Annotated in this window: 29 protein-coding genes; 13 read left to right on the top strand and 16 right to left on the bottom strand. The window is 69.3% G+C overall.

The features are described 5' to 3' along the window. Positions 1-34: 34 nt before the first annotated feature. The 4 genes from DVH02_RS15840 to DVH02_RS15825 all read right to left on the bottom strand — a co-directional run bounded on the left by DVH02_RS15840 (position 35) and on the right by DVH02_RS15825 (position 2338). Positions 35-469 (bottom strand): SsgA family sporulation/cell division regulator, encoded by a 435-nt coding sequence (locus DVH02_RS15840; RefSeq protein WP_114624467.1) that lies wholly within the window; start codon positions 467-469, stop codon positions 35-37. A gap of 102 nt (positions 470-571) precedes the next feature. After that, a complete protein-coding gene (locus DVH02_RS15835) occupies positions 572-1342 on the bottom strand; it encodes an IclR family transcriptional regulator (RefSeq protein ID WP_114624466.1) in 771 nt (256 codons plus the stop codon). Positions 1343-1657: 315 nt separating this feature from the next. Then, positions 1658-1879: a DUF5326 family protein gene (locus DVH02_RS15830; RefSeq protein WP_114624465.1), complete on the bottom strand. Its 222-nt coding sequence runs from the start codon at positions 1877-1879 to the stop codon at positions 1658-1660. Positions 1880-2020: 141 nt separating this feature from the next. After that, positions 2021-2338 (bottom strand): cupin domain-containing protein, encoded by a 318-nt coding sequence (locus DVH02_RS15825; RefSeq protein ID WP_114624464.1) that lies wholly within the window; start codon positions 2336-2338, stop codon positions 2021-2023. Between the two features lie 14 nt (positions 2339-2352). On the opposite strand from DVH02_RS15825, the gene DVH02_RS15820 reads away from it, so the two are divergent. The 5 genes from DVH02_RS15820 to DVH02_RS15800 all read left to right on the top strand — a co-directional run bounded on the left by DVH02_RS15820 (position 2353) and on the right by DVH02_RS15800 (position 6086). Then, positions 2353-2730 carry a phage holin family protein gene (locus DVH02_RS15820; RefSeq protein ID WP_114624463.1) on the top strand — a complete coding sequence of 126 codons (378 nt, stop codon included), beginning with the start codon at positions 2353-2355 and terminating at the stop codon, positions 2728-2730. After that, positions 2723-3313 (top strand): low molecular weight protein-tyrosine-phosphatase, encoded by a 591-nt coding sequence (locus tag DVH02_RS15815; RefSeq protein WP_114624462.1) that lies wholly within the window; start codon positions 2723-2725, stop codon positions 3311-3313. The genes DVH02_RS15820 and DVH02_RS15815 overlap by 8 nt, the downstream gene beginning before the upstream one ends. Further along, the gene (locus tag DVH02_RS15810) at positions 3310-4443 is read left to right on the top strand and encodes a cystathionine gamma-lyase (protein WP_114624461.1); all 1134 of its coding nucleotides are present in this window, start codon (positions 3310-3312) and stop codon (positions 4441-4443) included. Before DVH02_RS15815 ends, DVH02_RS15810 begins: the two co-directional genes overlap by 4 nt. A 218-nt stretch (positions 4444-4661) precedes the next feature. After that, positions 4662-5555 (top strand): LysR family transcriptional regulator, encoded by an 894-nt coding sequence (locus DVH02_RS15805; protein WP_114624460.1) that lies wholly within the window; start codon positions 4662-4664, stop codon positions 5553-5555. A 51-nt stretch (positions 5556-5606) separates the two neighbouring features. After that, a complete protein-coding gene (locus tag DVH02_RS15800; RefSeq protein ID WP_114624459.1) occupies positions 5607-6086 on the top strand; it encodes an NUDIX domain-containing protein in 480 nt (159 codons plus the stop codon). A 125-nt stretch (positions 6087-6211) separates the two neighbouring features. Here DVH02_RS15800 and DVH02_RS15795 read toward each other — a convergent pair whose 3' ends face one another. Together DVH02_RS15795 and DVH02_RS15790 are read right to left on the bottom strand one after the other, a co-directional pair. Beyond that, on the bottom strand, positions 6212-8041 hold the full coding sequence (locus DVH02_RS15795) for a globin domain-containing protein (RefSeq protein ID WP_114624474.1): 1830 nt from the start codon (positions 8039-8041) through the stop codon (positions 6212-6214). A 319-nt stretch (positions 8042-8360) separates the two neighbouring features. Further along, positions 8361-9002: an HAD family hydrolase gene (locus DVH02_RS15790; protein WP_114624473.1), complete on the bottom strand. Its 642-nt coding sequence runs from the start codon at positions 9000-9002 to the stop codon at positions 8361-8363. Between the two features lie 206 nt (positions 9003-9208). On the opposite strand from DVH02_RS15790, the gene DVH02_RS15785 reads away from it, so the two are divergent. Beyond that, positions 9209-10069, top strand: a complete 861-nt coding sequence (locus DVH02_RS15785; protein ID WP_114624458.1) for a GNAT family N-acetyltransferase — start codon at positions 9209-9211, stop codon at positions 10067-10069. Between the two features lie 101 nt (positions 10070-10170). Beyond that, positions 10171-10623, top strand: coding sequence for a GNAT family N-acetyltransferase (locus DVH02_RS15780; protein WP_114624457.1), 453 nt, complete (start codon positions 10171-10173; stop codon positions 10621-10623). Positions 10624-10726: 103 nt separating this feature from the next. Here DVH02_RS15780 and DVH02_RS15775 read toward each other — a convergent pair whose 3' ends face one another. Both DVH02_RS15775 and DVH02_RS15770 read right to left on the bottom strand, forming a co-directional pair. Then, a complete protein-coding gene (locus DVH02_RS15775; RefSeq protein ID WP_114624472.1) occupies positions 10727-12109 on the bottom strand; it encodes a serine hydrolase domain-containing protein in 1383 nt (460 codons plus the stop codon). An 80-nt stretch (positions 12110-12189) separates the two neighbouring features. Continuing rightward, the gene (locus DVH02_RS15770; RefSeq protein ID WP_114624471.1) at positions 12190-12774 is read right to left on the bottom strand and encodes an ArsR/SmtB family transcription factor; all 585 of its coding nucleotides are present in this window, start codon (positions 12772-12774) and stop codon (positions 12190-12192) included. A gap of 142 nt (positions 12775-12916) precedes the next feature. Between DVH02_RS15770 and def the strand changes: the two genes are divergently transcribed. Then, positions 12917-13579, top strand: a complete 663-nt coding sequence (gene def, locus DVH02_RS15765; RefSeq protein WP_114624456.1) for a peptide deformylase — start codon at positions 12917-12919, stop codon at positions 13577-13579. Between the two features lie 137 nt (positions 13580-13716). After that, positions 13717-14115: a VOC family protein gene (locus DVH02_RS15760; protein WP_233518252.1), complete on the top strand. Its 399-nt coding sequence runs from the start codon at positions 13717-13719 to the stop codon at positions 14113-14115. A gap of 40 nt (positions 14116-14155) precedes the next feature. On the opposite strand, the gene DVH02_RS15755 is transcribed toward DVH02_RS15760, so the two are convergent. From DVH02_RS15755 to dnaB, 3 genes are all read right to left on the bottom strand, one after another. Continuing rightward, a complete protein-coding gene (locus DVH02_RS15755) occupies positions 14156-15352 on the bottom strand; it encodes an FAD-dependent monooxygenase (protein WP_114624454.1) in 1197 nt (398 codons plus the stop codon). Between the two features lie 114 nt (positions 15353-15466). Further along, positions 15467-16171: an SIP domain-containing protein gene (locus DVH02_RS15750; protein WP_114624453.1), complete on the bottom strand. Its 705-nt coding sequence runs from the start codon at positions 16169-16171 to the stop codon at positions 15467-15469. A 495-nt stretch (positions 16172-16666) separates the two neighbouring features. Continuing rightward, a complete protein-coding gene (gene dnaB, locus DVH02_RS15745) occupies positions 16667-18127 on the bottom strand; it encodes a replicative DNA helicase (RefSeq protein WP_199566295.1) in 1461 nt (486 codons plus the stop codon). 440 nt (positions 18128-18567) lie between these two features. Here dnaB and DVH02_RS15735 point away from each other — a divergent pair, with 440 nt between their 5' ends. Further along, complete coding sequence (locus tag DVH02_RS15735; RefSeq protein WP_114624450.1) at positions 18568-19905, top strand: MATE family efflux transporter; 1338 nt, start codon at positions 18568-18570, stop codon at positions 19903-19905. Between the two features lie 193 nt (positions 19906-20098). Here DVH02_RS15735 and rplI read toward each other — a convergent pair whose 3' ends face one another. The 4 genes from rplI to rpsF form a co-directional block, all read right to left on the bottom strand. Next, positions 20099-20545, bottom strand: coding sequence for a 50S ribosomal protein L9 (rplI, locus tag DVH02_RS15730; protein ID WP_114624449.1), 447 nt, complete (start codon positions 20543-20545; stop codon positions 20099-20101). 18 nt (positions 20546-20563) lie between these two features. After that, positions 20564-20800 (bottom strand): 30S ribosomal protein S18, encoded by a 237-nt coding sequence (gene rpsR / locus DVH02_RS15725; protein ID WP_003967857.1) that lies wholly within the window; start codon positions 20798-20800, stop codon positions 20564-20566. Between the two features lie 45 nt (positions 20801-20845). Continuing rightward, positions 20846-21442 (bottom strand): single-stranded DNA-binding protein, encoded by a 597-nt coding sequence (locus DVH02_RS15720; RefSeq protein WP_114624448.1) that lies wholly within the window; start codon positions 21440-21442, stop codon positions 20846-20848. 74 nt (positions 21443-21516) lie between these two features. Further along, entirely contained in the window at positions 21517-21807 is a 291-nt protein-coding gene (gene rpsF, locus DVH02_RS15715; protein ID WP_006604399.1) for a 30S ribosomal protein S6, read from the bottom strand. Positions 21808-22095: 288 nt separating this feature from the next. Here rpsF and DVH02_RS15710 point away from each other — a divergent pair, with 288 nt between their 5' ends. From DVH02_RS15710 to DVH02_RS15700, 3 genes are all read left to right on the top strand, one after another. After that, the gene (locus DVH02_RS15710; protein WP_114624447.1) at positions 22096-22410 is read left to right on the top strand and encodes a hypothetical protein; all 315 of its coding nucleotides are present in this window, start codon (positions 22096-22098) and stop codon (positions 22408-22410) included. Between the two features lie 166 nt (positions 22411-22576). Then, the gene (locus DVH02_RS15705; RefSeq protein ID WP_114624446.1) at positions 22577-23695 is read left to right on the top strand and encodes a lipid II:glycine glycyltransferase FemX; all 1119 of its coding nucleotides are present in this window, start codon (positions 22577-22579) and stop codon (positions 23693-23695) included. Positions 23696-23806: 111 nt separating this feature from the next. Continuing rightward, positions 23807-24838, top strand: a complete 1032-nt coding sequence (locus DVH02_RS15700; protein ID WP_114624445.1) for an alanine racemase — start codon at positions 23807-23809, stop codon at positions 24836-24838. Between the two features lie 296 nt (positions 24839-25134). Here DVH02_RS15700 and DVH02_RS15695 read toward each other — a convergent pair whose 3' ends face one another. Next, a complete protein-coding gene (locus tag DVH02_RS15695; protein WP_114624444.1) occupies positions 25135-26625 on the bottom strand; it encodes a glycosyltransferase family 87 protein in 1491 nt (496 codons plus the stop codon). Positions 26626-26858 lie beyond the last annotated feature (233 nt).

The raw sequence follows: 26858 nt of genomic DNA, 5'->3' as shown, positions 1-26858 counted from the left end.
CCGGACGGCCCTGTTCGACCGGCGCCGGCCCGGCTCAGCCGGCGTTCTCCTCGGCGAGAATGCGGCCCAGGGCCTCTTCCAGGTTGCCCTCGAAGTCACTCAGCGTGCGCTCCTGGCCGAGCGGAACCAGTCGGTCCGTACGGTCGAGGAAGGCCACCAGCGGGGCCGCGCTGACCCGGAAGAGCGCGTGGTCGTCGCCGACCTGGAGCCGCATATGGACATCCGAGAGATCGTCGGGTGTGGTCGGCGCGATGTGCACGTCGCCGTCCCCACTGGGGGTGTTGATGCCGTCGAGCAGCAGTTCGCGACCGAACGTCCAGGTGACAGGGGCGTCGCCGGGCAGATGAAAGGTCATCCGCACCGCGTAGGGATCCCTCACTTCGTAGTGAAGTTCCACCGGGATACGGAACGAGAGCTCCTCGGAGACGAGGAAGCTCATCAGGACCTCGGCCTGGACCGACTCGCGCATCGTGTACTCCGGAGTAGATGAAGCAGTGGCTGGGAATGATCCCTTTGGACCCTCTTGACGCCATGGTGCTGTAAGCGCTAGCAGATCACAAGGAGTAATTTTTCAGATACTGATAGAGAAGGCGAGCGAGGTCAACAGCGCACCGATCTCTCTGTGTAACCGTTCGACTGCCGGGAGCAGTTTTTCCCGCTCCTCAAACGGTACAGAAATGGCCACTGCGGCAGCCGTCGAACCGACAGTGACGGGTACGGCCGCGCAGACCGTGTCCAAGGCGTACTCCTGCCGCTCCAGGACCGGTTCCATCCGCTCCAGCGAGCCCAGCCGCTCCAGCAGCGCGCCGCTGTCCGGTACGGAGTGCGGCGTGAGCGGGCGGACGGGGTGGCGCCCCAGGTGATCGCGGCGCTCTTCGGGGGTGAGCTGGCTCAGCAGGCACTGCCCGATCGCATGGGCGTGAGCCGTCTCGCGGAAATCGGCCCACTCGTCGATCGCGGGGGCCGCGGCGCTGTCGGCGACGGCGACCAGACCGACCTCGCCCTCGTGGTAGATCGCGAAGTACACCGGGGCGCCGACGATGTCGCGCCAGTGCCCGAGAGAATCGGCGATCTTGCTGCGACGATTCTGCAACGCCTCGCTGCGCCCCAGCCGCTCCACCGCGTCGCCGAGGACGAAGACCCCCCGCTCACGGCGGAGATAGCCCTCGTAGGTCAGCGTGCGCAGCAGATGGTAGGCGGTGGGCAGCGGGAGTCCGGCCTCACGTGCCAGCTGTTTGGCGGTGGCTCCGTCCGGATGGGAGCCCGCCGATTCCAGCAGTCGCAGCGCTCGCCGCACCGAGCCGATCAGAGTAGGGGCTGCGGTGGTGGTAGCTGTGGCCAAAGGTCACCCCCAGGCGTGCTGACGGGCGTATGCCCGCCCGCGGGGGCCGCCCCCGCGCGCCCGCCGCACCCTGACAAGGGACCTGACCCGGGGAACCGATGGGCCGGAGACCACCGAAGGAGCCTGATCAGGCGGACCCTGGAATCCCTGAATCCCGCCCGGAACGATCGCACAAACCCATGTTCGGAGCGATCACCGTAGGTGTTTTCCCAGGGTGCGGCAGAGATTTGCCACTCTAGGGGCAGGCCGGGGCCCAGGATGGTTTCCCGTTCACCTTTCCCTCGCGCGGGCTAACCGTCATACGGGACGACAGCCCTACCAGTCGCTTCGCGACGACGAGGAGGACGACGTGAACTTCCTTACGACGTAGATCAGTCCACCGACCAGCGCCACGAAGACCAGCACCTTGAAGAGCACCGAGATCACGAACGTGAGCAGGCTGACGATCAGTCCGCCGAACACGACGACGGCGATCACCGGGACCGCGACCCACTTCACCCACCACGGCAACCCCGTGAATATCTCCCGAACCGCCATCGCCCTACCTCGCTTCGCCGAGTCGCACAGGAATCTGCCTTACTCCGTCGATGCTAGAGCGCGCGCAGCCCCCACGGTGGCCCGCGATCCCCCGCTCTCCCCTGATCCGACCCTGAGAAGCGCATAAGGGTCGAAGCGCGGTCAGCCCTCGGGAGGGGAGAACACCACCATCACCCGCAGATCCTCCGAGATGTGATGGAACTTGTGCGCCGTACCCGCCGGGACGTAGACCACGCTGCCCCGCGCCACCTGCGTCGTCTCCATCCCGACCGTGATCGCGGCCCGGCCGCTCACCACGAGATACACCTCGTCCTGCGCGTGCGGCTGCTGCGGATCGGCCGCCCCCGCGTCCAGCGCGTACAGCCCCACGGACATGTTGCGCTCACGCACGAACTGCAGATACGCGCCGTCGTTGGCGGCACGCTCCGCCTCCAGCTCATCAAGTCGGAATGCCTTCATGCCACGATCAGACCATGAAGAATTTCCTAGTCAAGACGGTCGCCAACGCCGCGGCCCTGGCCGTCGCGATCTGGCTCGTCCAGAACATCACCCTCGCCGGCGGCAGCACCGGAACGAAGGTCCTGACGCTGGTCCTCGTCGCGCTGCTCTTCGGCGTGATCAACTCCATCGTCAAGCCGGCGGTGAAGCTCCTCACGCTCCCCCTGTTCGTCCTCACCCTCGGGCTGTTCACCCTCGTGGTCAACGCCCTGATGCTGATGCTGACCTCATGGCTCGCCGACAAACTGAGCCTGAGTTTCCACGTCGAGGGCTTCTGGACGGCGGTGCTGGGCGGCCTGATCATCTCGGTCGTCTCGTGGGCGCTCAGCATCATGCTCCCCGACCATGACTGACCGGCCCGCCGACGCCACGGCGGACCGGCCCGCCGCGGACCGCCCCGCGTCCGACCCGTACCGGGTCTGTTTCGTCTGCACCGGCAACATCTGCCGCTCCCCGATCGCCGAATCGGTCTTCCGCGCGCGGCTGGCAGAAGCCGGGCTGGACGGCGCCGTGGCGGTGGACAGCGCGGGCACCGACGGCTGGCACGAGGGCGACGGGGCCGACCCGCGCGCCGTCGCCGTACTCGACGCTCACGGCTACCCCGGCGACCACACCGCCCGCAGGTTCCGCGCCGCGTGGTTCCCGCTGCTCGACCTGGTCATAGCCCTCGACGAGGGGCATCTGCGGGAGCTGAGGCGGCTGGCGCCCACTCCCGCCGACGCCGCGAAGGTGCGGCTGCTGCGCTCGTACGACCCCGCCGTACGGACGCCCGGCCGCCCCTCGGACGGCGCGGCGGCGGAAACGGACGGCGCGCTGGACGTGCCCGATCCCTACTACGGCGACAGCGCGGGCTTCGAGGAGTGCCTGCGGATGGTGGAAGCGGCGAGCGAGGGGCTGCTGACCGCCGTACGGAACGCGACACAGGAGACGCGATGAACGACGACAGAGCCATCGGCGACGGCACCCGCGCGGTCCGGGCCGGGCTGCCCGACCCCGTGAAGTACGAGCCGACCCTCCCGGGTCCGGTCTTCGCCGCCCACTTCCACCTGCCCGGTGAACCCACCGGGCCCTACACCTACGGCAGGGACGAGAACCCGACCTGGACGCACCTGGAGCGCGCCATCGGCGAGCTGGAGGCACCGGGGGAGTCCGTCGAGACGGTCACCTTCGCCTCCGGCATGGCCGCGATCTCCGCGGTCCTCTTCTCACAGCTCAAGGCCGGCGAAGCCGTCGTCCTGCCCGACGACGGCTACCAGGCCCTCCCGCTGCTGCGGGAACGCCTTGAGGCGTACGGCGTCGAGGTACGGACCGCCCCGACCGGCGGCGACGCCCAGCTGGACGTGCTGGCCGGGGCCCGGCTGCTGTGGATCGAGACCCCCTCCAACCCCGGGCTCGACGTCTGCGACGTACGGCGCCTGGTGCGCGAGGCACACGCGGCCGGCGCCCTGGTCGCCGTCGACAACACCCTCGCCACCCCCCTCGGCCAGCGCCCGCTCGAACTGGGCGCCGACTTCTCCGTGGCCAGCGACACCAAGGGCATGACCGGCCACGGAGACATCCTCCTCGGCCATGTGACCACCGGCGATCCGGGGCTCGCGGCGGACGTACGACGCTGGCGCAAGGTCGTCGGAGCCATCCCGGGACCGATGGAGGCATGGCTCGCGCACCGCTCGCTGGCCACCCTCCAGCTGCGCGTCGACCGGCAGTGCGCCACCGCCCTGGAGCTGGCGAAGGCGCTGGAAGGACGCGACGAGGTGACCGGGCTGCGCCACCCAGGACTGGCCGACGACCCCTCGCATCCGATCGCCTCGCGGCAGATGCGGCGCTTCGGCTCCGTCGTCTCGTTCGTCCTGCCCGACCGGGACCGGGCCGAACGCTTTCTGGACGGTCTGCGGCTGGTGGACGACGCGACGAGCTTCGGCGGCGTACGGTCCACGGCCGAGCGGCGCGGACGGTGGGGCGGCGACGCCGTACCGGAAGGCTTCGTCCGCTTCTCCGTCGGCGCGGAAGACCCCGAGGACCTGATCGCGGACGTACTGCGCGCCCTGGACGCGGCGGCCCGCTGACCCGGCGCCCGGGACGGCGCCCGGGAAGACAGACGGTCCGAGCCTCCCCCCTCATGGCTCGGACCGTCCCGGGTTCCACGCGCGGAGAACCACCTGTCCAAGGCTAGTTGACTCTGCGTCAGTGTCCAATCACAGTAGCGACAGGGAGCTATCGACTTATTTATAGTTGACGGTCCGAAGTTGCTGCGGGGGCGAGGTTCAGGACGGGAGAGCAGGACATGGACCTGGCTCTGCTGCGCACCTTCGTCACCGTGCACCGCGCGGGGTCCTTCACCCGCGCCGCCGCGCTGCTCGGCCTCTCCCAGCCCGCCGTGACCGGCCAGATCCGCACCCTGGAGCGGCAACTGGGCCGCCCGCTCTTCCTGCGCCAGGCCCGGGGCGTGACCCCCACCACGATCGGCGACGAACTCGCCCACCGCGCCGCACCCCACCTCGACGCGCTGGTCGAGATCGCCGAGACCGGAATCGAGGAGGAATCCCGCGTACGCACCCTCCACCTGGCCGGACCACCCGAATTCACCTCCCTGCGCGTGCTGCCCGCGCTCACTCCCCTCACCACCCAGGGCCTTGCGCTGCGCACCTCGTTCTTCGGCAACGCCGGGGAAATCCTCGAAAGTCTGGCCGCCGGACACCATGATCTGGCCATCGCCACCGCCCGTCCCCGGGGCGGACTGCTCACCGCGACTCCGCTCTGCGACGAGGAACACGTACTGATCGCCGCGCCCCGCTGGGCGGCCCGGCTCGGCCACACCGTGCTGCGCGAGGGACAGGTGGTGCTGGAACAGCTGCCCGTGGTGGAAGTACACGAGTCCCTCCCCCTCGTCTCCCGCTACTGGGCCGCCGTCTTCGACTCCCGGCCCGCCGCCGCGGGCACGGTCATCGTTCCCGACCTGCGCGCGGTACTCGAATGCGCGGCCGCCGGCGCCGGGCTCGCCGTACTGCCCCGCTACCTCTGCGAAGCGGCCCTGGAGCGCGGAGAGGTGGTCGCTCTCCTCGACCCGCCGGTGCCTCCGCTGCGCACCTATTTCCTGGTCGTGCGCACGGGCACGCTGGCCCTCCCGCCGATCGCACGGGCGCACGAGTGGCTGCTGCGCGCGGCCGTCGACTGGTGACGGCGGGGCCGGAGGAGTTTCAGACCCGGTGGAGCGGGCGAACCTTCTCCCATGACCGAACGGCCCGTGGTCAAGCGCACCGCACGCGCCATCCTGCTGGACGGCGCTGACCTGATCCTCATCAAACGCACCAAACCCGGCGTGGATCCCTACTGGGTCACTCCCGGTGGCGGGGTGGAGAAGAGCGACACCACCGTCGTCGAGGCGCTCCACCGCGAGGTGGACGAGGAGCTGGGCGCGAAGATCGTCGACGTGGTGCCCTGCTTCGTGGACACCGTCGAGCACATCGCCGGCAGCGGTGTGACCGGAGTGAAGGTGCAGCACTTCTTCGTCTGCCGGCTCGCGTCCATGGACCCGTCCCTGCGGCACGGCCCCGAGATCGAGGAGCCGAGCGGGGAGTACGAGATCGTCAGGATCCCGTTCAGCCGGGTCGGAATCGCCGCGGTCCATCTCGTACCGCTGTCACTGCGGCACTACCTGGACGGCAACATCGAGGGCGTGCGCGCCATGCACGCCCCCGACCTGGGCTGACAGTCACTCCGAATCCCCGCTCGTACGGGTACGGGTACGGGTACGGAGCACCGGAACGAGTACGGGTACGCGGGCAGCTGCCGTGCCGGGCGTTCCGGCCCCGGCGAAGGCCGCCCGGACCAGACCTAGTTGGCCGCTGCCAGCAGTTCCTCCAGGGAGTCGTGCCGGATCCGCTCCGACGGGATCCCGACCCCTCTGAGCGCGTCGAGCCCGCTGCGGATCAGCCCGGGAGGCCCCGACAGATACCCGTCGTACTCGTGCCAGGGACCGTAGTCGCGCACCGCCTCCGGGAGCCGACCCGTCAGACCCTGGCTCGGCCCCTCGGCGACCACGGGGCGCACCGCCAGCCACGGGTGCTCGCTCTGGAGACGCAGCATCGTCTCGATGTCGTACAGGTCCTGATCGTGGCGCGCGCCGTAGAAGACCTCGACCCTGCGCCGGTGCCCATGCTCGGCGACATCCTCGATGAGCGCCTTGATCGGCGCGATACCGGTGCCTCCGCCGAGGCAGAGCAGACCGTTGTCGGTGCTGTGGTCGACGGTCATGGAACCGACGGGCGGCCCCAGCCGCAGCACGTCGCCGGGCCCGGCGCGGTGGACCAGCGCGTTGGAGACCCAGCCCGCCGGTACCGCCTTGATGTGGAAGGACAGCAGGCCGTCGGGGCGGGGCGCGGAGGCGAAGGAGTAGTGCCGCCAGACCCGGGGCCACCACGGTGTCTCCATGCTGGTGTACTGCCCGGCGCGGAACGGATAGGGCTGGTCGGGCCGGACCGTGACGACGGCGATGTCCGCGGTGCGACGCTCGTGCGAGACCACTTCGGCCTGCCACCAGGCCGGCGCGTGCTGCTCGTTCTCGGCGGCCGCGTCGATCATGATCTGCGAGATCGTGGTGTACGTCCTGACCCAGGCGCCCTCGGTCGCGTCGTCCCAGGTGCCGACGGCGTACCGGGACAGCGCGCCCAGCAGCGCTTCCCCGACGGCCGGGTAGTGCGTCGCGCGCGTGCCGTACTTACGGTGCCCTCGGCCCAGATGGCGGAGGTAGTCCGTCAGGATGGCCGGCGAGTCCATGTGCTCGGCGGCCGTGAGCAGCGCCTTGAGCAGCCGGTCGCGCTGGGCGTCCATGGCCACGGGGAACAGAGCCCGCAGGTCGGGGTTGCGGACGAACAGCAGCGAGTAGAAGTAGGACGTCACCTGGTCGGAGACCGGGCCGATCTCGGCGAGGGTACGGCGTACGAGCACGGCGTCGGGCGAGGCGTTCGGATCGGCGACCGCGGCGGGCGGCGGGTCGGCCGGCTCCTGCTCCGCCCGTACCTCGGGCGGCAGCGCGGCCGATACCGGCACCTCCGGCGGCAAGGATCCGGCGCCGCCGCTCCCGGCTTCCCGGACAGCCTCCTCGGGCATGGCGCCGGACGGCGCGGGCTTCGGCTGCGATTCCTGCCGCGGAGACTCCGGCTGCACGGGGTGCGGACGCACGGTGTCGGGCGTCAGCTCCTCCGGCAGCGCGGCGGCAGCGGGAGCGTGGGTCCGCGGAGGCTGCGCCGGAGCCTGCTCGGCGCTGTCCACCGCCACCGGAGGCCCTTCGGGCACCTGAGGGTGGGCAGCGGGCCCCTCGGCGCTCTGACGCCCCTTGTGCCGTGGTTGGAAAGCGTCGGGAACGTCGGCCGCCGGTACGGGCACGGCATCGCCGTCCGTGCGGCCTGCCGGCCCCTCGGCGCCTTCACGCGGGGGCGGCGCGGAACGGGTCCCGCCGGTACCCACCGGGCGTATGGAGGCAAGCGAGCGGCTCGGAACGGGTATTCGTTCCCGGCCCGCCGCCTCAGCGCCGCCTTCCGTCCCGGCATCCGGTCGGCCGCCGCTGCCGCTTGGGGCCTTGCGGGGAGCGAACCAGCCGCTTCCCGAGGTCCCACCGTCTCCGGAAGTGCCGTTGTCGGCCGACGTGGTGGTCGGAGCGTCCATCGTGTGCCTCGCCTCGAACATCTTTCAGTCGGTCTGCGCGCTCCCGCTGGACCGGAATACGCTGGTAATTCCCCCCGCTCTGACTAGGACTGCCGTCAGGTCATGTCAACCCCCGCCGTAGCCCGCATTCGGGCGCGGGGTAACACGATGCGACATTGACCGCAGCGCCTGCCGTCGCAGCATGCCAGGCCCCACCGGCGCGGGGGACAAAAAGCGCGAAGTCCGGCCATCGGTGCCGGATTTACCGTTAGGCTGCATTGCTCCGTGTTCATCCGCCGGATTCCGACCGCGTTTCCACGGCACTGCGGGGGCCAGGGTATTACTGCTGGGGGCGGGCCAGTTCATAGGCCTCACGCAGATCGCCCCCCGAGTACGTGTGCGTAGCGAGCCCCGACAGATGGTGATCCGCGTTCACCGCCACCGACCTGGGTACCACGGCGAAGATGTCCGCATCCGACATCGAATCACCATAGGCAACACAGTCGTCCATGCCCACCCCGAACTCTGCGCACAGCTGGTTCGCGATCTTCACCTTGGCGGCCGGGGTGAGAATGCCCGCCCGGTCGACCGGCTCGACAAAGGGCAGTTCGGGCCAGCGCGAACCGTGCGCGGCGTGCACACCCCAGCCCAGCAGTCGCGAAACAAAGAAATCGGGCGAGAGGGAGATAACAGCACAGTAATCCCCGCGTTCCCGAATGTCCGCCCATACCTCGCGGATGCCGGCCAGCCAGGGAGCCCCCTCGAAGGCCGCCGCCACCTGCGCCGCAGTGAGTTCCGCCCACAACTGTCGAGCCCTGACCGCGAATTCACCCGGTGCCAGTCCCTGTGACAGGAACTCGGCCTCCAACTGGGCGATTTCGGCACTCAGCCCCAACTGGCGGGAAATTTCCACAGCGGCAGCCGACCCTCGGATGAGCGTTCCATCGAGGTCGAAGAGATGAAGCCTGCGCACGCTCGCCATGTGCACCGAGGTTAGTCCCTGCGCCTGCCGCCGTCGTCCCGCGTCCAGCGACCGGGCATCGGGTGCCGTGTTTCACGTGAAACATCCCGCTCCATGGCCGACGCGACATGACCGGATATCAACTCCCCGATCGACCGCGAACCGTCTCGTCCGCCCACCCGTAATGCGGTGGACGAACAGGCTCCCGCTCCGACAGCCTGACGACCATGTCGACACCGCTCTCCGTACCGCCCATCCGAGCCCTGACCATGGGCGACCTCATGCCCTGCGCGGACCTGGCCGAAGACCGCGGCTGGACACGCGAGGAGCACAAATGGAGTCTGCTCCTGGCAGCGGGCACGGGCTACGGCATCGACGACCCCGACGATCCCGAAGGCGGCCGACTGGCGGCCGTCTGCGTCGCCACCCCCTACGGCTCCCGGCTGACGGCCGTCGGCATGGTGCTCGTCGCGCGACGGCACGCGCGGCAGGGCCTCGCCCGGCGGCTGATGAGTCACGTACTGGAGGAGGCGGGCGAGACGCCTCTGATGCTCTACGCGACACCGTACGGACAACCCCTCTACCGGCAGCTCGGCTTCACCGGCATCGGCGAGATGGAGAGGCTGAGCGGACTTCTCCGCACCCCCGCCCCCATGCCGCACGTCGCCACCCGCGCCGCGACCGCCGCCGACCTCCCGGCCATCATCCGTCTGGACACCGAGGTGTCCGGAGTGGACCGTACCGCCATGCTCGCGCGGCTCCCCGCCTTCGCGGACCGGCTCAGAGTGTCCGGTGAGGGCGCTGCCCTTACGGGGTACGCGGGACTCTGGCCCACCCCGGAAGCAGATGTCGTCGGTCCGCTGATCGCGCAGGATACGGAGACCGCCATGGCACTGGTAGCCTCACTGGCCGGATCGGACAGACCGCTGCGTCTGGACATCGACTCCCGCCACCAGGAGCTGGTGGGCTGGGGCAGAGCGCACGGCCTCACATCGGGCGCGCCGACCACCATCATGGTCCGTGGGCTCCCGGACCTGCCGGGCGACTGGAAGCGGCGCTTCGCGCCGCTGAGCATGGCAACGGGCTGATCTCCCGACCGGTCCGGCGCCACCAGGGCCAGCAGGCCCCCGGCGCCGACGGCAAGCGGGACGGGCGCCCCGCGCTCACGGCGCGACGTAGCCTGCACATCATGAGCGATCTGACGATACGGCCCGCCACCCGCGACGACATCCCCGCCATCGTGGCCATGCTGGCGGACGACCCCCTCGGCGCCCAACGGGAGTCCCCCGACGACCTCGCCCCGTACGCCGAGGCCCACCGGCGCATGGCCAACGACCCCAACCAGCACCTCATGGTCGCCGCCCGCGACGACCGGGTGGTCGGCACGCTCCAGCTCACCATCGTGCCCGGTCTGTCCCGGCGCGGCGCGACCCGCTCCATCATCGAAGGAGTCCGGATCCATTCCGATGAGCGCGGCAGCGGCCTCGGAACCCGGTTCATCGAATGGGCGGTCGACGAATCGCGGCGCCAGGGGTGCCAACTGGTCCAACTGACCTCCGACACCTCCCGGACCGACGCCCACCGCTTCTACGAGCGGCTGGGATTCACCGCGTCCCACGTCGGTTTCAAGCTGAGTATCTGAAACCGCGTCCTGCTGACGGCTTCGTCGTCGGCACCCAACCCCGCTCGTGTGCCACCGACGGCCGAGGCCGCTGCCAGGTTTCACGTGAAACGTCGGTGTTGCCTCACTCTCCGACGCCTCGCCAGCCGCCTTCGTCCACGCCGCCCGGAATGGCGTCTCCCGGCCCGTACGGCTCCCGGGTGAAGACGAACGAGCCGAGGTCGAGGTGGCTGACCGATCCGTCCGACCGGCGCACCACGCGCAAGGTCTCCCCCGCGTAGTAGCCGTCGAGGCCCGCCCAGGTCCCATCGGGCCGCGCGACAAAGCGGGAGCCGCGACCGCCACCGCGCAGCGGGTACAGCTCCATCCCCCGGTCGGCCACCAGCTTCACCCCAAAGGCGCTCGTACCCCAGTACCACGGACCGGTCAGGGCCAGCAGCTCCTGGTCGACCTCGGGCAGCGGCGTCCACGGTTCGGGCATCCGAGGCTCCGCGTCGGCCACAATGCCGAGGAGATCCGCGGCCACGGCGGAGATCTGCGGCCCGGACGTCGCATTGGCCAGCGCCACCGCGGCCACCCCGTCCTCCGCGCTCGCCCACAGACCCGCCACGAAGCCCGGCAGCGATCCCGTGTGCCCCAGCAGGGTCCGCCCACCCCGATGGGCCAGCTGCACTCCGAGCCCGTAGCCGCCATCCCACTCCCCGGCCCCGGCGGGTACGGACGGGGTGCGCAGCTCCTCCACGGAGGCGGGGCTCAGGACCTGGCTGTCCCCTTCGATGAGGAACATCGCGAAGCGACAGAGATCCTCAGCCGTCGACCAGAGCTGACCGGCCGGAGCCATCAACCCGAGATCCTCCGCCGGCTCGGGCAGTACCACATCGGCCCACGGATGCACGGCCCACCCGCGCGCGTGCGGAGCGACCGGCTCAGCGCCTGTGCGGTCCATGCCCAGCGGTCCGAGAACCTCGTGCCGCAACGTCTCCTCCCACGACGCTCCCCGGACGGCCTCCACCAGCGAACCGAGCAAGGTATAGCCCGTATTGGAGTAGTGGTGGCGCCGCCCCGCGGGATGCAGCACCGGCCGGTCCCCCAGAACATCCGCCAGCCCCGGCCGCAGCACACCGGGGGTCCGCTCCCACCAGGGCGCCGGGGACTCGGCGCTCAGCCCCGCGCCGTGACCGAGAAGCTGAGCGACGGTGACCTCACCGACGCCCGTGCCCGGAAGATGCTTCTCCAGGGGATCATTGAGATCGAGCAGTCCCTCATCACGCAGCCGCAATACCAGCACCGCGGTGAACGTCTTGGTGATCGATCCCACGCGGTACTGCGTCCCGGCATCCGGAGCACGCCCGTCCACACCACCGTGCGCCCCCGACCACACCATCCGCCCCTCCCGCGCCACCGCCCCGACCAACGACGGCACACGCCCCTCGACCTGAGCGCGGGCGATGCGGTGTGTCAGTGCCCGCCGAGTACCGGGCAACAGCTCTTCCCAAGATGACGTCATGACCCACATCTAACGCAGTGATCCCCCCGAGTCGACTGCATATCGCCAAGCGCCCCGAGAACCTTCCGGCCGCCGACTCCTCATCCCTCCTGAGGATCCGGGCCGCTCTCCGTCTGAGGAAGCAGGGGAAACAGCCGCACAATGAGGGCCACCGGCAGAGCACCGTCCGGCCGGGCCAAGGGGCGCTGCTCGCGATCCTGATAGGGCGCCAGCGCACGTCGGATCACACCGGCGACCCTGCTCATCTCTTCGGGCGTCAGGTAGGCCACGGCGCTGAAGGCTTCGTCCTGACGCCATGCGGCCGGAGCCCGGTCCCACTGAGCGAGCCATCGCTGCCAGCTCTCGTCCTCCAGACCGCGGGCCACGTCACCGAACGGCTCCTCGGAGGACCGGTCAGCGGCGGTGACGTCCTGTCGCAGCCGCCATGGCCGGGCGCGGCCACCGCTGTGGGGGGCCTCTTCGACGTGCCCGTGGCGCGCGAGTTGCCGTAGGTGAAATGAGCAGAGACCGGAGCTGTAGCCCAGTCGAGAAGCGGCCTCCGTAGCCGTGACGGTCCCCACTTCCGAGAGTAGATCTAGCAGAGCCGTGCGGACCTCGTGCGCGGGCAGTTCCTCGCGGGTGCCGCGTGCCCGGCGCCGCGGGGTGATCCAGTCGTCCGCGGTCACTTCATCCTCAGCCACTTCATCCTCAGTCACTTTGCAAAGTCTGGTACTTTGCAAAGCGCTTGGCAAGGGGCCCTGCTTGCGCGATCAAGCCACCGGCCCAGACGGCATCCGCCTCGCGCACGAGCGAGAGAAGGAGACGATCATGTCTGTTCCGCACGAGCCGTCCCGTCCCGCCGACCGGCGAGCCCGGTTACAGGGCCGCCCGGTCGATTTCTGCCCCGCGCCGCCTCCTGAGGCGGACAGGGGAACGGTGCGTCGGATCACGGTGGTGGGCGAGGAGATCCTGAGCCGTCCGTGCCAGGAGGTGACCGAGTTCGGAAATCCTCGACTGTCGGCTCTGATCGACGACATGTTCCTGACGATGCATATGGCTGACGGGGCGGGACTGGCCGCCAACCAGGTCGGCGTCGACCTGCGGCTGTTCGTGTACGACTGCCCGGACGACGACGGGATCCGTCATGTCGGCCACATCGTCAACCCGGTCCTGGAACCGCCTGCTCCGTCAAGTCGCCGGCTCATTGACGACGACGAGGGCTGTCTCTCCGTACCCGGTGCCACCATGCCGGTTCCCCGCACCGATCACGCCGTGGTCCACGGGGTCGACAAGAACGGCACCCCGCTCGTCATCGAGGGCACCGGGTATTTCGCCCGGTGCCTCCAGCACGAGACCGACCACCTCCTCGGCCACACGTATCTCGACCGGCTCTCCCGGCGCGACCGTAAGAATGCCCTCCAGCAGATGGCGGATCGACGCGACGACGTCTTCGCACGACGCGCGACGAAGGCCGCCGGTCACACGCGGTGAGCGCCGCGCGGGCCGAAGGTGTCCGCCGGGCCGGTGTCACGGGCCGACGGTGTCCGCCGGGCCGGTGTCAGAGGTCTGGCCTAGCCTCGTTCTCGAAGGACCGACACCTTTACCTGGAGGGCAGTGTCATGGGCTCGATGCCGCAGAAGATCACCACTTTCCTCATGTTCGAGGGCAGAGCGGAGGAGGCCCTGGACTTCTACATGTCCCTGTTCGAGGACGCCGAGGTCGTGGACATCACCCGCTACGGCGCCGACGGCCCCGGCGAGAAGGGGACGGTCGAGCGTGCCACGTTCGCACTGGCCGGGCAGCGGTTCATGTGCATCGACAGCTACGTCAAGCATGAGTTCGGGTTCACTCCGGCAGTGTCGCTGTTCGTCGAGTGCGACACCGAGGACGAACTCGACCGCCGCTACGGCGCCCTCGCCGAAGGAGGCACAGAACTCATGCCGCTGGGCTCGTACGGCTTCAGCGCCAAGTTCGGCTGGGTGAACGACCGGTTCGGCGTCTCCTGGCAGCTGAACCTGCGGGAGTGAGAGGCCCTGGCGTCCGGCCCCCGGTGTCTCCGTCCGGTGGTCAGTCGTAGTCGGGGAGGGCGAGGGCGCTGTACGCGGCGCGTGGCGGGTCGGCGGGGAGGGCGGCGAGGGCGCGCAGGGCCGCGTTGCGCTGCTGGAGAGCATGCTCACTGGCGGGGAAGAGGTCCGTGTCGCCCTCGTTGGCCAATTCCTGATTGAGCGTCACGAACGGCCTCAGCACCCTCTCGTAGGCGTCGAACGCCTGCGCGTGGTCGGCATGCGCGGCCAGCTCGCCGGCCAGCACGTAGGCACCGACCAGCGCGAGGCTGGTCCCCTGCCCGGTCAGGAGGGACGGCGCGTAGGCGGCGTCGCCGACCAGCGCGACCCGGCCCTGGGACCAGCTCGACATCCGTATCTGGCTGGTGATGTCGAAGAACAGGTCCTCGGCGGCGCGCATCTCGGCAACCATCCGCGGAATCTCCCAGCGGTCGTCCGGGAAGGACGCGGCGATTAGTTCACGCTGCGCGTCAGGGGTGCGGAAGGCGTCGAAGGGCGGGTCCGAGCGCCTGAAGGAGAACATCCCGAACACGCGCCTGCCGGAGCCCGCGGCATAGAGAGCGGCACGCCGGCCCGGGGTGTTCCACAGCACTCCCTCGTGTGAAAGCCGCAGGTGATTGGGGAGGGTGAAGCCCGCGAAGCAGGCGCCGAGGTAGTGATGGAAGCGCTCCTCGGAGCCGAGGACCAGCCGACGGGTGTGGGAGTGGATCCCGTCGGCCCCGATGACGACGTCGAAGGTGCGGTGGGTTCCGCCGCCGAAAGTCACCTCGACGCCGTCGGGGCGGTCGTCGAGGACGGTGATGGAGTCGCCGAACACGAAGTCGACGGAGTCACGGACGGCATCGTGGAGCGCCTCGGTCAGGTCGCCGCGCTGTACTTCCAGGTCACCGTCGGCGCCGATGGCCAGGCTCTCGGCCCGCAGTGCGGCGATGGTGCCGCCGTCGTGGTCCACGAAGGTGACGCGCCGGGTGGCGACGTGGACCTTCCGCAGCTGGGGCAGGAGGTTCATGCGCCGTACCACCTCCAGGCCGGTGCCGCGGATGTCGATCGGGTAGCCGCCACCGCGCACGGTGCCCGTCTTCTCGACGACGGTGACGTCGAAGCCGTAGCGGTTCAGCCAGTAGGCGATCGCGGGGCCGGCGATACCGGCGCCGGAGACGAGGGCGGAGCGGGTGCGGCGAGGACGGTGTGTCTCGGTCATGGTCGGTCCTTCCTGGCCGCGCCACGTCGACACGTGGGACAGCCGGATGTCGGAGACGGGGTTCGAGGGGGGGCGTTCGGGTGCGCGGTGGCGCTCGTCCCGTGTCGGCTCGCGCTACAGCCCCTCCTTGCCGGTGGCCCAGTACGGCCTCGTGGTGATGGCGCGCCGCGGCAGGTTCCGGCTGTCGACGAGCGCGCGGCGCTGCTGCTGGAGGGACTGGGCGTGGCCCAGCAGCACAGCGCCGTCCAGCTCCGCGAACACGTCGTCGCCGACGGCACGTTCGAGCCAGGACCGCAGCGCGTCGCCCGGCGCGCCCGTAGCGGGCAGGAAGTGGTAACGGGGCCGACGGGCGGCGAGCGCGGCGACGGAGTCCGCCGGCACCTCCACGGCCACGACATGGCCCGCGCCGTCCTGGACGTAGGCGTCGATCGTGCCGAGGGCACAGCCGTCGCCGAGGTAGAGGCGGCGGGTTCCGGTCTCGCGCAGTGGCCGGTGCCGGCCGGCCAGCAGCGTCATCCGGTCACCGGCACGCAGACGGCGGATCCACTCCGTGCCGGGACCCGACGCGTCGGTGGCGGCGAGGATGCCGATGCGCTCCAGGTCAGGGCCGCCCACGGTACGTACCGTGTAGCGGCGCCCCAGGGTGGGGGCGACGCGGAACTGGACCTCGTGGCCGGGCCGCCAGCCGCCGGGCGGCGCGGCGGCGTGCAGCTCCCATTCGATGAAGCCGGGGGCGGGCCGACGAACGTCGAGTACGCGCGCCGGGCGGCCCAGAGCCGATTCGACGAGGTTGCCGATGACGGCGGGCGCTTGGGGCATCGAGGTCTCCACTCGTGGTGAGCCGACGGGTCTGACCGGCGACGGGGAAGGCGACCGTGCCCCACCGCGCCGTGGCGGCGGCCTCCGCCGATTCTGCGGACTTCGCGCGCTCGGCACGCCGCCCCGACGGAACGAGGAAGGCGAGGACGAGCGGGACGGCGCCGAGGCCGAAGATCCCCCGGAACGTTTCGGAACGTCATGAACCCTCCGAGGGCCAGTACGAGGCCGCCGAGGTCGAGCCGGCGATCGGTCACCGGCGTCGCGGTCTCGGCCCGCATCGCAGACGCTGTCGCACGCATAACGAGGACACTACACCGTGCAGTGCAGTTCATGTACCGCGCGATGCCATGCCGACTCGCGAACGAGGCGTACGCGCCGCCGGTACGGACAAGACGGTGTGCGAGGAGTCCCCGACGAGTCGGCCGAAGGCAATCGCCGTCGCCTCACCGCCCCGACCGGCCTACCGACGCCGACCGGGTCCGAAGGAGCGACCGCTCAGGTCTGCGCCATGTCCACGAAGCGGGAGTAGTGGCCCTGGAAGGCCACCGTGATCGTCGCGGTGGGGCCGTTACGGTGCTTGGCCACGATGAGGTCGGCCTCGCCGGCGCGGGGGGACTCCTTTTCGTAGGCGTCCTCGCGGTGGAGCAGGATCACCATGTCGGCGTCCTGCTCGATGGAGCCCGATTCCCGGAGGTCGGAGACCATCGGCTTCTTGTCCGTACGCTGCTCCGGGCCACGGTTCAGCTGGGACAGGGCGATGACGGGCAGTTCCAGCTCCTTGGCGAGGAGCTTGAGGTTTCGCGACATGTCCGAGACCTCCTGCTGACGGTTCTCGGCGCGCTTCGAGCCGCCGGACTGCATCAGCTGAAGGTAGTCGATGACCACGAGCTTGATGTCGTTCCGCTGCTTGAGGCGACGGCACTTCGCGCGGATCTCCATCATCGAGAGGTTCGGCGAGTCGTCGATGTAGAGCGGCGCCTGGGAGACGTCGGGCATGCGGCGGGCCAGCCTCGTCCAGTCCTCGTCCGTCATCGTGCCGGACCGCATGTGGTGCAGCGCCACCCGCGCCTCGGCGGAGAGAAGGCGCATCGCGATCTCGTTGCGCCCCATTTCCAGCGAGAAGATCACGCTGGGCAGGTTGTTCTTGATGGAGGCGGCGCGGGCGAAGTCGAGAGCGAGGGTCGACTTTCCCATCGCGGGGCGGGCCGCGATCACGATCATCTGACCGGGGTGGAGACCGTTGGTGAGGGAGTCGAAGTCGGTGAACCCGGTCGGCACCCCGGTCATCTCGCCGTTGCGCGAGCCGATGGCCTCGATCTCGTCGAGCGCGCCTTCCATGATGTCGCCGAGCGGCAGATAGTCCTCGCTGGTCCGCTGCTCGGTGACGGCGTAGATCTCGGCCTGGGCGGAGTTGACGATCTCGTCGACGTCCCCGTCGGCGGCGTATCCCATCTGCGTGATCTTGGTGCCGGCCTCGACGAGGCGTCGCAGCACCGCCCGCTCGTGGACAATCTCCGCGTAGTAGGAGGCGTTGGCCGCCGTGGGGACCGACTGGACGAGGGTGTGGAGGTACGAGGCTCCGCCGACACGGGTGATCTCGCCGCGCTTGGTCAGCTCGGCGGCGACCGTGATCGGGTCGGCCGGCTCCCCCTTGGCGTACAGGTCGAGGATCGCCTGGAAGACGGTCTCGTGCGCGGGACGGTAGAAGTCGTGGCCCTTGATGATCTCCACGACGTCGGCGATCGCGTCCTTGGACAGCAGCATGCCGCCGAGGACGGACTGCTCGGCGTCGAGGTCCTGCGGCGGAACCCTCTCGAAGCCGGCCGATCCGCCGTCCCAGGGGCCGCTGTCGCCGCCCCGGTCGTGCTGCTCCCCTCGGCCCCGGCCCTCCCCACGGCGCTGCCGGGAGACAGGCAGACGGTCACTGGGACCGGCATCGGTCCAGGGGTCGTCCAATGGCTCGGGAATGCTCACCGGCCACCTCCTCACGTCCGCTCAGCGGACCTCGCCGTGCCACTCTTTCTACGGCACGACACTGACAAAACGAGAGGTCTGACTCCGGTTCCGGCGCGTCGGACGCCGGTCCACGGTAGGCCCGCGAGCGACGTCAGCCAATCTTGTTATCCACAGGCCATGTGGACGAAGCGCGAGATGCTGTGGAGAACTCGGCCGAACCTGTGCACGGACCGGGGGACAGCACTGTGGACAAAGTCATACCGCCGCCACCACAACCCCTCTGAGCTGGTCTTTTTTCATCCACTGGCTGTGGGGGAGAAAAACTTTCCCGACTGGACCAAGATCAGAACAAACGGTCCTCCGCACGACCTCCACAACCCCGTCGAGTAAGGATCAGAGATGGATTGCGCCTCTTACCTGTGGAAGATTAGATTGAGTGCATGACACAGGCTCCCGCGCCATCCAGGACGGGCCGGCGACGGCACGACCGCGAGATCATCTCACTCGCCGTTCCCGCCTTCGGCGCCCTCGTCGCCGAGCCCCTGTTCGTCATGGCCGACAGCGCGATTGTCGGCCATCTCGGCACCCCGCAACTCGCCGGGCTGGGAATCGCCGCGGCCCTGCTGACCACCGCGGTGAGCATCTTCGTCTTCCTCGCCTACGCGACCACCGCGGCCGTCGCCCGCCGGGTCGGCGCGGGCGACCTGAAGGCAGCCATCCGCCAGGGCATGGACGGCATCTGGCTGGCGATGCTGCTCGGCACCGGAGTCATCGCGGTCACCCTTCCCGCCGCTCCATGGCTGATCGGCCTGTTCGGCGCCTCCGACACCGCCGCACCGTACGCGATCACCTATCTGCGGATCTCCAGCCTCGGCATCCCCGCCATGCTGGTCGTACTCGCCGCCACCGGGGTACTGCGCGGGCTCCAGGACACCCGTACCCCGCTGTACGTCGCCATCGGCGGGTTCGGCGCCAACGCGGTGCTCAACGTCGCCCTCGTCTACGGCGCGGGGTTCGGTATCGCGGGCTCCGCCTGGGGCACGGTGATCGCCCAGTGGGCGATGGCAGCCGTCTACCTCGTCGTGGTCGTACGGGGAGCACGCCTGCACGGCGCGGCGCTGCGCCCGGACGCGGCGGGGATACGGGCGAGCGCCCAGGCAGGCGTACCGCTGCTCGTCCGCACCCTCTCGCTCCGGGCGGTCCTGATGATCGCCACCGCGGTCGCCGCCCGGATGGGGGACGCGGACATCGCCGCCCACCAGATCATTCTGTCGTTGTGGAGCCTGATGGCCTTCGCGCTGGACGCCATCGCCATCGCGGGACAGGCCATCATCGGTCGCTACCTCGGAGCCGGTGACACCAAGGGCGCCCGGGAGATCTGCCGACGCATGGTGCAGTGGGGCATCGCTTCCGGGATATTGCTCGGCGCGCTGATCGTGGTGGCGCGGCCGCTGTTCATTCCGCTGTTCACGGGCGACCAGGCGGTGCGGGACACGCTGCTGCCCGCTCTGCTGGTCGTGGCGGTCACCCAGCCGATCGCGGGAATCGTCTTCGTGCTCGACGGCGTACTGATGGGCGCGGGGGACGGCCCGTACCTGGCACGGGCCATGGTGGTGACCTTGGCCGTGTTCGCGCCGGTCGCGCTGCTCGTGCCTCGGTTGGGCGGTGGGCTGACAGCGCTCTGGTGGGCGATGGGGCTGATGATGGCGATCCGCATGCTGACTCTCTGGCTGCGCACCCGCTCCGGCCGCTGGCTGGTCACCGGGGCCACCCGCTGATCCGGAGGCGCGGCGTGGGGGTGTTTCACGTGAAACACCCGGCTCCGCCTGTTTCACGTGAAACAGGCATTCCCCCGCCGTGGTTCCCCTGGGGCATGCCACGTGACATCGACATACAGATCGGCCTACAGAGAGGGCCCGTACCCCAGGGGTACGGGCCCTCTCCATGCTCTACCGAGTCGAGTACGACGCCTTAGGCGGCGACGACCTCGATGCCGAGCTTCGCGGCGACCTCGGGGTGCAGACGCACCGACACCTGGTGCGAGCCCAGGGTCTTGATCGGCGAGCCCAGCTCGATACGGCGCTTGTCGACCTCCGGACCACCGGCGGACTTGATCGCCGAAGCGAGGTCGGCCGGGGTGACGGAGCCGAAGAGACGGCCGGCGTCGCCGGAGCGAACGGCCAGCTGCACCTTCACGCCTTCGAGGCGGGCCTTGATCTCGTTGGCCTGCTCGATGGTCGCGATCTCGTGGATCTTGCGGGCGCGGCGGATCTGCGCCACGTCCTTCTCGCCACCCTTGGTCCAGCGGATCGCGAAACCACGCGGAACCAGGTAGTTGCGAGCGTAGCCGTCCTTGACGTCCACGACGTCGCCGGCGGCACCGAGGCCAGAGACCTCGTGGGTGAGGATGATCTTCATTATTCGGTCACCCTTCCCTTATCGCGCGGTGGACGTGTAGGGCAGCAGCGCCATCTCACGGCTGTTCTTGACGGCCGTGGCGACGTCACGCTGATGCTGCGTGCAGTTGCCGGTGACGCGGCGGGCACGGATCTTGCCGCGGTCGGAAATGAACTTCCGCAGCATGTTCGTGTCCTTGTAGTCCACGTACTGGGTCTTGTCCTTGCAGAACGCGCAGACCTTCTTCTTAGGCTTGCGCACAGGCGGCTTCGCCATGGTGTTTCTCCTGTGTGATCAAGAAGTGGGGTGCGAGCCCGCCCTTTAGAAGGGAGGCTCGTCCGAGTAGCCGCCGCCGGAGCTTCCGCCCCAGCCGCCTCCATTGCCGCCGCCCTGCGACTGCTGCTGGCCGCCGCCGGCCGCCGGCGCGCCGGCGGCCCACGGGTCGTCGGCGGGAGCACCGCCGCCGCCCTGCTGGCCGCCGCCACCGGAGCCGCCGCCCCAGTTGCCGCCGCCCTGCTGCTGGCCGCCGCCGTAGCCGCCCTGGCCCCCACGACCGGTGGTCTTGGTGACCTTCGCCGTGGCGTTCTTGAGACTGGGGCCGACTTCCTCGACGTCCAGCTCGTAGACCGTGCGCTTGACGCCCTCACGGTCCTCGTAGGACCGCTGCTTCAGCCGGCCCTGCACGACAACGCGCATGCCTCGCTGGAGCGACTCCGCGACGTTCTCCGCCGCCTGACGCCAGACCGAGCAGGTGAGGAAGAGGCCCTCACCGTCCTTCCACTCATTGGTCTGCCTGTCGAAGATGCGGGGAGTGGACGCGACACGGAACTTCGCGACCGCCGCACCGGACGGGGTGAAGCGCAGCTCGGGGTCGTCGACGAGATTGCCGACGACCGTGATCACGGTCTCGCCTGCCATGGGTGAACCTCTCGGCGGGGATTGCTTCTGGCTGCTTGCTGCTACTCGAACCCGATGACCGCTGAGCTAGAAGCTCAGTGGGTCTCGGGGCGGAGGACCTTGGTCCGGAGGACCGACTCGTTCAGGTTCATCTGTCGGTCGAGCTCCTTGACGACCGCAGGCTCGGCCTGGAGGTCGATGACCGAGTAGATGCCCTCGGGCTTCTTCTTGATCTCGTAAGAGAGACGACGACGGCCCCAGGTGTCGACCTTCTCGACCTTTCCGTTGCCCTCGCGGACGACGGAGAGGAAGTTCTCGATCAGCGGGGAGACAGCTCGCTCCTCGAGATCGGGGTCGAGGATGACCATCACTTCGTAGTGACGCATGTGGAACCCACCTCCTTTGGACTCAGCGGCCACGGTCGTTCCGTGGCAGGAGGGTCGTGATGCGTACGCAACGGTATCGGCCACCACTGACAATCCGGCTCGACGTACGAGACGTACGAGGGGATTGCTTCAGGGCAGGGCAGACACCGGTGCAGACCGTACAGACTACCCGCACAACGGCTTCCGGTTGAAATCCGGTCGCCCTTGGCCGCAATCTGTACACATCGGGTGTGTGCGGCGCTACGAAGCGCCGCCTCCGGCAGGGCCACAGGGCTCAGGAGGTGCCACATGGCACAGGCAATGCGACCGAACTCCGCGACCTCTCTCTTCGCCACCGACGGAAAGCCTCATCCGCTTCAGGACACCCTGGTGGCGGTCACGCTGACGCTGGGCGTTCTCGCGTTCGTCTCGGCGTTCTTCCACGATCTGCATCTGCTCAGCTCATGGGCGGGGCTGGTGGGCATTCTGACCGGCGCGTACAGCCAGTTCATCTCGGTGACGACCCGCGAACGGTTCCTGACGATCATCGGGTTGGGTGCCTCGGCCGTCGGCTTCTTCCTCGGGATGGCACACGGCGGGCTGTTCGGGGGCATCATCGGCTAGTACTCGCGCCGGAGTACCGCAGCACGAGCCGCAGCGCCCCCTCCGGCTGTGGGCCGGAGCGCTCGGGCCCACAGCCAGACGGGGCGCTCCATCGGCGCAGTAGGCTTCGGCGCGAGAGCCGGAGCCCCTGTATCCATGGGGACACACCTGCCGAGGAGCGCCCCGCATGAGCCTGACCCTGAGGACCATCAGCCGTGAGCAGCATCTGGCGTACATCCAGAGCCTGCCCTCGGCTAGTCACTGCCAGGTCCCGGCATGGGCTGACGTCAAGACGGAGTGGCGCTCCGAGAACCTGGGCTGGTTCGACAAGAACGACCAGCTCGTCGGTGCCGGACTGGTCCTCTACCGTCAGCTGCCGAAGATCAAGCGCTATCTGGCGTATCTGCCCGAGGGCCCGGTGCTGAACTGGTACGCCCCCAATCTCGATGAGTGGCTCCAGCCGATGCTGGCCCATCTCAAGCACCAGGGCGCCTTTTCCGTGAAGATGGGCCCCCCGGTCGTCATCCGGCGCTGGAACGCCGCGGCGATCAAGTCCGGAATTCAGGATCCGGACGTCAAGCGGCTGCGCGACGTCGAGGCCTCGCACATCGAGCCGCGCGCCTTCGAGGTGTCCGACCGGCTGCGCAAGATGGGCTGGCAGCAGGGCGAGGACGGCGGCGCCGGATTCGGTGACGTCCAGCCTCGCTACGTTTTCCAGGTGCCTCTGGCCAACCGCTCGCTGGACGATGTCCTCAAGGGCTTCAATCAGCTGTGGCGACGCAATATCAAGAAGGCCGAGAAGGCCGGCGTCGATGTCGTCCAGGGCAGTTACGAGGACCTGGCCGAGTGGCAGCGGCTGTACGAGATCACGGCCGAGCGGGACCACTTCCGGCCGCGGCCCCTCTCGTACTTCCAGCGCATGTGGTCCGTCCTGAACACCGAGGACCCCAACCGCATGCGCCTCTACTTCGCCCGTCACGAGGGCGAGAACGTGGCGGCGGCGACGATGCTGATCGTCGGTGGCCACGTCTGGTACTCGTACGGCGCCTCCGCCAATCACAAGCGCGAGGTGCGCCCGTCCAACGCGATGCAGTGGCGGATGCTCCGTGACGCGTACGCGATGGGGGCGACGGTCTACGACCTGCGCGGCATCTCCGATTCGCTGGACGAGACGGATCATCTTTTCGGTCTGATCCAGTTCAAGGTGGGCACCGGCGGGGAAGCCGTCGAATACATCGGCGAATGGGACTTCCCGCTCAACAAGCTGCTCCACAAGGCGCTGGACATGTATATGTCGCGCCGCTGATCGGTGATCGCCACGCGACTGACCGCGGATTCACTCCTTACGGCCGTCCAGGTTTCCGAACATCATCCGTATTCCTCTTCACCGCAGCCGAGAGAAAGGTTCCGGACCGGCATGGCGCTCTCCCTCTACGTCGACACCGCGCGCTGGCGGGCGCACCAGAAGTCGGTCATCGAGCAGTTTCCTGGGCTCGTCCCCGTCTGCAAGGGCAATGGTTACGGCTTCAGCCATGAACGGCTCGCCGACGAGACCAATCGCTTCGGCTCCGACACGCTCGCCGTCGGGACCATTTACGAGGCCGCCCGCATAAAGGACTGGTTCAGCGGCGATCTGCTCGTTCTCACGCCTTTCCGGCGCGGCGAGGAGCCGGTGCCGCTGCCGGACCGCGTCGTGCGGTCGGTCTCGTCCGTCGACGGTGTGTTCGCCCTGGTCGGCGCCCGCGTGGTCATCGAGTGCATGAGTTCGATGAAGCGGCACGGGGTGAAGGAGGAGGAGCTGGGCCAGCTCCACGCGGCCATAGAGGATGTGCGCCTGGAGGGTTTCGCCCTGCACCTTCCGCTCGACCGTACGGACGGCTCCGACGCGGTCGAGGAGGTCATCGCCTGGATGGACCGGCTGCGGGCGGCGCGGCTGCCGCTGCACACCATGTTCGTCAGCCATCTGGGCTCCTCGGAGCTGGCGCGGTTGCAGCAGCAGTTCCCGCAGACGCGTTTCCGCGCCCGTATCGGGACGCGGCTGTGGCTCGGGGACCATGACGCGACCGAGTACCGGGGTTCGGTGCTGGACGTGACCAGGGTCGCCAAGGGCGACAGGTTCGGCTACCGGCAGCAGAAGGCCGCTTCGGACGGCTGGCTGGTGGTCGTCGCCGGCGGTACGTCGCACGGGGTGGGGCTGGAGGCTCCGAAGGCGCTGCACGGTGTGATGCCCCGTGCCAAGGGGGTCGCGCGGGCGGGTCTGGCGACGGTCAACCGGAATCTCTCGCCGTTCGTGTGGGACGGCAAGCAGCGGTGGTTCGCCGAGCCGCCGCACATGCAGGTGTCGATCCTCTTCGTGCCGTCGGACGCGCAGGAACCCAGGGTCGGCGACGAGCTGGTGGCCCATCTGCGCCACACGACGACGCAGTTCGACCGCATCGTCGACCGCTGATCCGGCTGGGCTCGAAGATCTGGGCGCGAGGGCCTGGGCGTTGAATGCCTGGGCGCGAGGGCCTGGGCTCAGGGCGGGACCGGGACCCGAGGCCCTGCCCTGAGCCGCTCAACGCCCCGGGAGCCCTGAGCGGCTCCCGGAAGACCGACGGACAAGCCGATGGCGCTCCGAGACCTGGGCGGGCTCGTACGGCCGTACGAGCCCGCCGAGCCCTCTTCTGGCGGCAGACGGCGGCGCCCCGACGCCTCACGCCCAGCACCGCGCCCCCGACGCCTCGGACCCGTGCCCCGGGTGGCTCAGGCGGCGCCCCGCGGCGGAACCCCCCACTCGACGCGCTCGCCTTCCACCAGCTGTGCCTCCTGCCGGACCGGGCGGACGTTCCGGCCGAGGACGAATCTGTCCGCGGCACGGTCGAGAACGCCGCCGGACGGATCGTCCGAGCCGTCCGCCCGTACGCCGTCCCGTTCGGGCACCAGGATGTCCCGTACGACCAGGGCGCACAGGTAGAGCGTGCCGACGAGGTGCAGGGCGATGGCGAGCTGATAGCCCTCGGTGGGCAGTCCCTTGTGGGCGTCGCCGCTGGTCGTGTAGGCGAGGTACATCCAGATGCCGAGGAAGTACATGACCTCGCACGCCTGCCAGATGAGGAAGTCCCGCCAGCGCGGCCGGGCGAGGACGGCCAGCGGGATCAGCCACAGGACGTACTGCGGCGAGTAGACCTTGTTGGTGAGGATGAAGGCGGCGACGACCAGGAAGGCCAGCTGGGCGAAGCGCGGCCGGCGGGGCGCCGTGAGGGTGAGGGCGAGGATGCCGGCGCAGGCCAGGACCATCAGCACCATCGCGTAGGTGTTGACGCTCTCGACATCGATGGACTTGCCCGTGCGCTGGGTGATGATCAGCCAGAAGGAGCCGAAGTCGACCTGCCGCTCCTGGCTGAACGTGTAGAACTTCTTCCATCCTTCGGGCGCGAGCACCATGACCGGCAGATTCACCGCGAGCCAGGAGCCGGCGGTGGCGAGCAGGGCCGTCGCGTACTCGCGGAACTTCCCGGCCCGCCAGCACAGCACGAGCAGCGGGCCGAGCAGGAGTACGGGGTAGAGCTTCGCGGCGGTCGCGAGACCGATCAGGATGCCGAAGGCCAGGGCGCGGCCGCGCGACCACATCAGCATCGCGGCGGCGGTGAGCGCCACGGCCAGCAGGTCCCAGTTGATGGTGGCGGTCAGCGCGAAGGCGGGCGCGAGGGCGACCAGCAGGCCGTCCCAAGGACGGCGCCGATGGGTGCGGGTGACACAGACGGCGATGACCACGGCGCAGATCATCAGCATGCCCGCGTTGACCATCCAGTACATCTGCTCGCGGTACTGGATGGATCCGCCCGGGGTGAGCCAGGAGGCGACTTCCATGAAGAGGCCCGTCAGTACGGGGTACTCCAGGTACTGCATGTCTCCGCTGAGCCGGTCGAAGTAGGGGACCAGGTTGTCCGCGAAGCCGCGTCCGAGGAAGAGATGCGGGATGTCCGAGTAGCAGGCGTGGGTGTACTGCGAGCTGGCGCCCCGGAACCACGCCCAGTTGTAGCAGGGCATTTTCTGGACCATGCCCAGCGCGAACATGCCGATGGCCACCAGTGCGACGGCCTGCACGGGGGCGAGCCGGCCGCTGCCGAACCAGGCCCGGCGTCCGGCCGGACCGCCGATCAGTTCGCTGCCGGCGGCCGCCACCTCGTCCCGCCGCGTGGGCGGTACGTCGGACCGGTCCTGGTGCACGGTTCTCTCTTCTGCGCTCGGCATGCCGCCCATCCTGCCGTACGCCTCTGTGGACGGGGCGAGGGCCGCCGCGCCGTACGTACGTGTGTCTGTACGTATCCGGTGCGACGGCCCTCGTGGCGGGTCCGCGCGGTCGGGGACGGTCCCCGGGGCGGGTGGTGCGGCGCTAGGGCCTCTCGTTTGGATCATGCCGGGCTCGCGAGCCCTGGCACCGCGCCTCGCCGCGTTGTCGTCCGTCGCCCACGCTCCGCGTGGGC

This window comes from Streptomyces corynorhini, assembly GCF_003346515.1.
In the GTDB taxonomy this organism is placed as follows: domain Bacteria; phylum Actinomycetota; class Actinomycetes; order Streptomycetales; family Streptomycetaceae; genus Streptomyces; species Streptomyces corynorhini.
This window is presented reverse-complemented; position numbering and strand designations above follow the sequence as displayed.